Genomic DNA, 5,103 nt, shown 5'->3' on the forward strand with positions numbered 1-5,103 from the left:
GAAAACGGCACGATCACCTACACCGCTACCTTGACCGGTGCCGATGGCAAACCCGTCACCGCACAAAACGGTCCGGTCACCGTCACCCTCGACAGCGGCAAAACCATCACCATCGCCGCCGGCGCAAGCTCGGGCGTATTGGATGTGGCTGCTGGCAACGATGTCTACACTGGTGCTCCGTCCATCACCGAAACGATCAAATCGGCTTCCGGCGGCAACCTCGAAGCCATCGCTGTCGATAAGACCGGCGCGTCGACGACCGTGGGCGATACCGTCGACAACACCACCGTCAGCATCACCGGCAGCACGTCCGTCACCGAAGGCCAGACCGCGACGTACACCGTCAGCCTGACCAACCCGGCGCAGACAGAAGTGACCGTCAAGATCGTCTACAGCGGCACTGCGGCCGACGGTTCGGACTTCACCGGCGTCTACACCGTGAAGATCCCGGCCAACGCCACCAGCGCCACCTTCAACGTCGCGACGCTGGACGACAAGATCACCGAAGGCACCGAAAACTTCGTGGTCAAGATCGACTCGGCCACCGGTGGCAACTTCGAGCACCTGGGCGTCAGCGGCACCAACGGCAGCGTCAGCACGTCGATCATCGACAACGATGCGCCGCCGGTACTCGACCTGGACGCCAACAACTCCAGCGGCAAGACCGGGGCCGACTACCAGGTGACCTTCACCGAAGGCACCACTGGCCCGGGCGTGTCCATCGGTGACACCGACCTGAAGATCACCGACCCGGACAGCACCCTGCTGACCGGCGCGACCATCGTGCTGACCAACCGTCAGCCTGGCGATGTGCTGAACCTGGGCAACAGCGTCAACGGCATCAGCATCAACGCCAACAGCACCGACGGCAAGATCGTGCTGACGCTGTCGGGCAATGCGACGCTGGCCGACTACATGCAGCAGATCAAGAACATCAGCTTCACCAACAGCAGCGATGACCCGAGTACCGTACCGCGCATCATCACCGTGACGGTGACCGACGGCACCAACTACTCCAACACGGCCACCACCACCGTGAACGTGGTCGGGGTTAACGACGCGCCAGTAGCCACCGGTGGCGCGGTGACCGGCACCGAAGACACTTCACTGGTGCTCGGCTGGTCGACGTTCGGTATCAGCGACGTGGACAGCGCCGCCGCCAGCCAGGGTGTGAAAATCACCGGGCTGCCGAGCGACGGCAAGTTGCAGTACCTGGACGGTGCCACCTGGAAGGACGTGGCCAACAACCAGACCTTCACCAAGGCTGACATCGACGCTGGCAAGCTGCGCTTCACCCCGGACGCCAACGAATCCGGCGCCAACGGCAACCCGAGCGGCGTGGGCGATCAAAAGGCCGATTACGCACAGATCAGCTTCCAGCCAACCGACGGCCAGGCGCTGGGCAATACCGGCACGGTGAAGATCGACATCACGCCGGTCGCCGACGCACCGACCCTCAACGTGGCCGGCAACAACGTGACCTCCACCGGGCTGATCAAGGAAGTCTGGACCGGCCTGTCGGGCCTGGGCACCGATGGCAACGGCGCGCCATCCGGCACGCTCAAGTCGGTGATCGATGCCGCCGGCACGCCGAACAGCAGCACCAACGTGACCAACGTCCAGTCCGACAGCAACGTGAACCCGGGCACCGCGTCGAAAACTTCCGGCCTGATCTTCCTCGAAGCCGGCAAGACCTACACCTTCAGCGGTACCGGCGATGACAGCCTGCTCGTCACCGTCGGCGGCAAGGACGTTGCGGCCATCACCTGGGGCGCAGGCGGTAAATTGAACGGCTCGTTCACACCGACCACCAGCGGCTACTACACCTTGGACATCTACCACCATAACCAGACTGGCCCGGGCAGCTACGACGTGAACCTGTCGGTCAACGGCGGCACGCCAGTGGACCTGAGCAGTGCCGGCGTGCCGCTGTACACCGGCGTGGCCGACCTGGCGAATGCCGGCGTGACCGTCTCCGACCTGCACGGCACCAATGGCGAAGGTTATTACGACGGCTACAAACTCAACGAAGGTGCCGAAGGCACCAGCGTGAACCTGTCCAAGATCACCACGGCCCTGACCGACACCGACGGTTCGGAAAGCCTGAGCGTGAAGATCGGCGGCATTCCGGAAGGCAGCGTGCTGAGCGACGGCGCGGGCCATACCGCGACCGTGGGCAGCAACGGCGAAGCCTCGGTCACCGGCTGGAACCTGGGCAGCCTGACCCTGACGCCACCGACCTACTACAACGGCCAGTTCAACCTGACCGTGACCTCGACCTCTACCGAAGCCCTCGGCGGCTCGGCGGTCAGCACCGCGCAGATCCCGGTCACGGTTTATCCGGCGGTGTACAACGCCGTGACAGCCACCTCCGGCAGCGACAACGTCACCGGCACGGACGGCAACGACATCGTCGTTGCCGACATCGGCGGCCTGACCGTGGTGCCGGGCGTCAATTACAACATTGCCTTCATGGTGGACAGCTCCGGCAGCATGAGTTCGTCGTCCGTCACTGCGGCCAAGAATTCGCTGACCTCAGTGTTCAACACGCTCAAGCAAAGCCTGGGTAGCAACTCAGGAACAGTGAACATTTTCCTGGCGGACTTCGATACCCAGGTGAACAAGAGCGTTGCGGTGAACCTCAATGATCCGAACGCATTGACGCTGCTCAAGAACGTACTTGACTCAATGGTTTCCGGTGGCAGCACCAACTACGAAGACGTCTTCAAGACGACGGCGAACTTCTTCAACAGCCCGCTGGCACAGGCCAATACCGACGCGAAGAACCTGACGTACTTTATTACCGACGGCCAGCCGAACCTTTATCAGGCAGGCGAACAGACGAACCCGACGCTGTACGGCACCGTCAAGCTCGATGACGTCTTGAGCGCGGCCAATTACACCGTCGGCAAGTACTACACCCAGACGATCGACAGCACGCACAAGTTCACCATCTATGAAGATGGGGAAATGTACCTGTCGACCAAAAACGGCAGGAACTGGAATGACAACTATGTCGGTACCGTGCATGCCGAGGGCAACGGAACCTTCGAGTTCTCCTACCTGAGCGACAGCGGTTCGGTGGCGACAGCTTCGAACGCCAGCTTCACGCTGTTGAAAGGCCTGAGCAACGTCGAGGCCATCGGCCTGAACAATGGCGTGACCCTGGACGATCTCAAGCCATACGACTCGGATGGAAAACCGCAGACCAACATCGACCCCAAAGACCTGGCCAACTCGATCATCGGCCACACCGAAGCGACCCTGCCAGGCGCCGACACGGTCAACGGGGGCGAAGGCAACGACATCCTGTTCGGCGACCTGGTGAGCTTCAACGGCGTTGCAGGCGAGGGCTACCAGGCCATCCAGGCGTTCGTGGCCCAGCAGAACGGCGTGGACGTCAGCAAGGTCACCACCAGCAACGTGCACCAGTACATCACCGAGCACTACACCGCGTTCGATGTGTCCGGTGCCCACGATGGCAACGACACCCTGTTGGGCGGCGCCGGCAACGACATCATTTTCGGCCAGGGCGGCAACGACACGCTCAACGGTGGCAAGGGCAATGACATCCTGCTGGGTGGCACGGGTAACGACACACTGATCGGCGGCCAGGGCAATGACACCCTGATCGGCGGCCTGGGGGGCGATACCTTTGTCTGGAAGGCAGGCGACACCGGCACCGACGTGATCAAGGACTTCAAGGCCGCCGATGGCGACCGGATCGACCTGCGGGATCTGTTGCAGGGCGAAACCGGCAGCACCATCGACCACTTCCTGAAGATCAGCACGGTCGATGGCGTGTCGTCGCTGCAGGTCAGTACCTCCGGCCAGTTCAATGGGGCCAACGGTGCCGCGGCGGCGCCGGACGTGACGATCAAGCTCGAAGGCAACAACTGGTCGAACGTGAATCTGAACTCGTTGATCGCCGGCAGTGACCCGACCATCAAGGTCGACCACAACAACAGCTGAACCTGACACAAAACCCGTGGCGCGGGAGCAAGCTCCCTCGCCACGGGATAAGTGTTCATACTCCCCCACAGTTGGCCTATGCTGCCCAGCATGACGCCGCTTCATACATGAGGGATGCCCGATGTTTTATGTGCAACGCGATGCGCAAGGCCTGCTGGTGCGCGTAGAAGCCGCCGCTTATGCCGAAGCCACCGAAACCCTGCCGGCCGACAGCCACGAGATCCAGGACTGGTTCGCCAACCAGGCGGTGGAAAACAGCCTCAAGCAGCTCAAGCAGAGCGACCTGGAAATGATCCGGGTACTCGATGACTTGATCCAGGTGCTGACCAGCAAAGGCGTGATCCGCGTCACCGACCTGCCAGCCGCGGCCCAGGCCAAACTGATGGACCGCACCCAGGCCCGGGAAGCACTGGGCGGGTTGAGCCGGTTGATCGATGATGATGAGAAGGGGTTGATCTAGCCTGCCAACCGGGCTGACGCCATCGCGAGCAAGCTCGCTCCCACAGTTGATCGGTGTTGATCTCGATATTTCGGCTCGACACAGACCCCGTGTGGGAGCGAGCTTGCTCGCGATGACAATCTTCAATTCACCGCAGGCCTCTCAGCCCGCCGCTTGAACCTCCAGCCGATCCATCGCCCGCTCCACCAACAACTGCACCCCTTCGGCCATCCGGCTGATCGCCAGGATCACGCTGCGGCGTGAGCCGTCGACGTCGTCAGCCAGGTCGGCGGCGATGGCGCTGATTGCGGTAACGGCTACTGGCGGTTCCGCTCTTACAGCGGGTCACTTTTGGAAGAGCGCCAAAAGTAACCAAAAACGCTTTGCCCCACCACTCGGCACCTCGCCTAGGCTCGGTGTGCCCTCACTCCGGCATTGCTCCGTGGGCCGCCGCGAAGGGCCATCCATGGCCCAGCGCGGCTACCTCGGCATCCATGCCGAGGTGCCCACTGCGCAATGCCTGCGTTCGGCCAGCGTGGTTTAACGGGGCGCCCAAGATCAAAAGCCAAAGCAAGAGCAAGAGCAAGAGCAAGAGCAAGAGCAAGAGCAAGAGCGGGACACATCACGGCATTTATTTAGCTGATCCACCGCCATCGCGAGCAAGCTCGCTCCCACATAGGTTTTTGGTCGTT

2 protein-coding genes and 1 pseudogene are annotated in these 5,103 nt (G+C 62.0%); 2 read left to right on the forward strand and 1 reads right to left on the reverse strand.

Annotated features, from left to right (window positions below):
* A partial coding sequence (locus BLU85_RS30010) for an immunoglobulin-like domain-containing protein (RefSeq protein WP_139212829.1) occupies positions 1-3,972 on the forward strand: 3,972 nt, incomplete at its 5' end.
* Between the two features lie 121 nt (positions 3,973-4,093).
* Entirely contained in the window at positions 4,094-4,432 is a 339-nt protein-coding gene (locus tag BLU85_RS30015; RefSeq protein ID WP_092205600.1) for a tryptophan synthase subunit beta, read from the forward strand.
* Positions 4,433-4,573: 141 nt separating this feature from the next.
* Here BLU85_RS30015 and BLU85_RS31535 read toward each other — a convergent pair.
* Positions 4,574-4,720: pseudogene (locus BLU85_RS31535) on the reverse strand (DUF6124 family protein); the annotation flags it as partial.
* Positions 4,721-5,103 lie beyond the last annotated feature (383 nt).

The sequence above is a fragment of the Pseudomonas sp. NFACC14 genome, from assembly GCF_900106885.1.
Lineage (GTDB): Bacteria > Pseudomonadota > Gammaproteobacteria > Pseudomonadales > Pseudomonadaceae > Aquipseudomonas > Aquipseudomonas fluorescens_AA.

Coding starts and splice junctions, on each gene's coding strand:
- BLU85_RS30015 (WP_092205600.1), top strand. CDS start 4,094: ATGTTTTATGTGCAACGCGATGCGCAAGGCCTGCTGGTGCGCGTAGAA.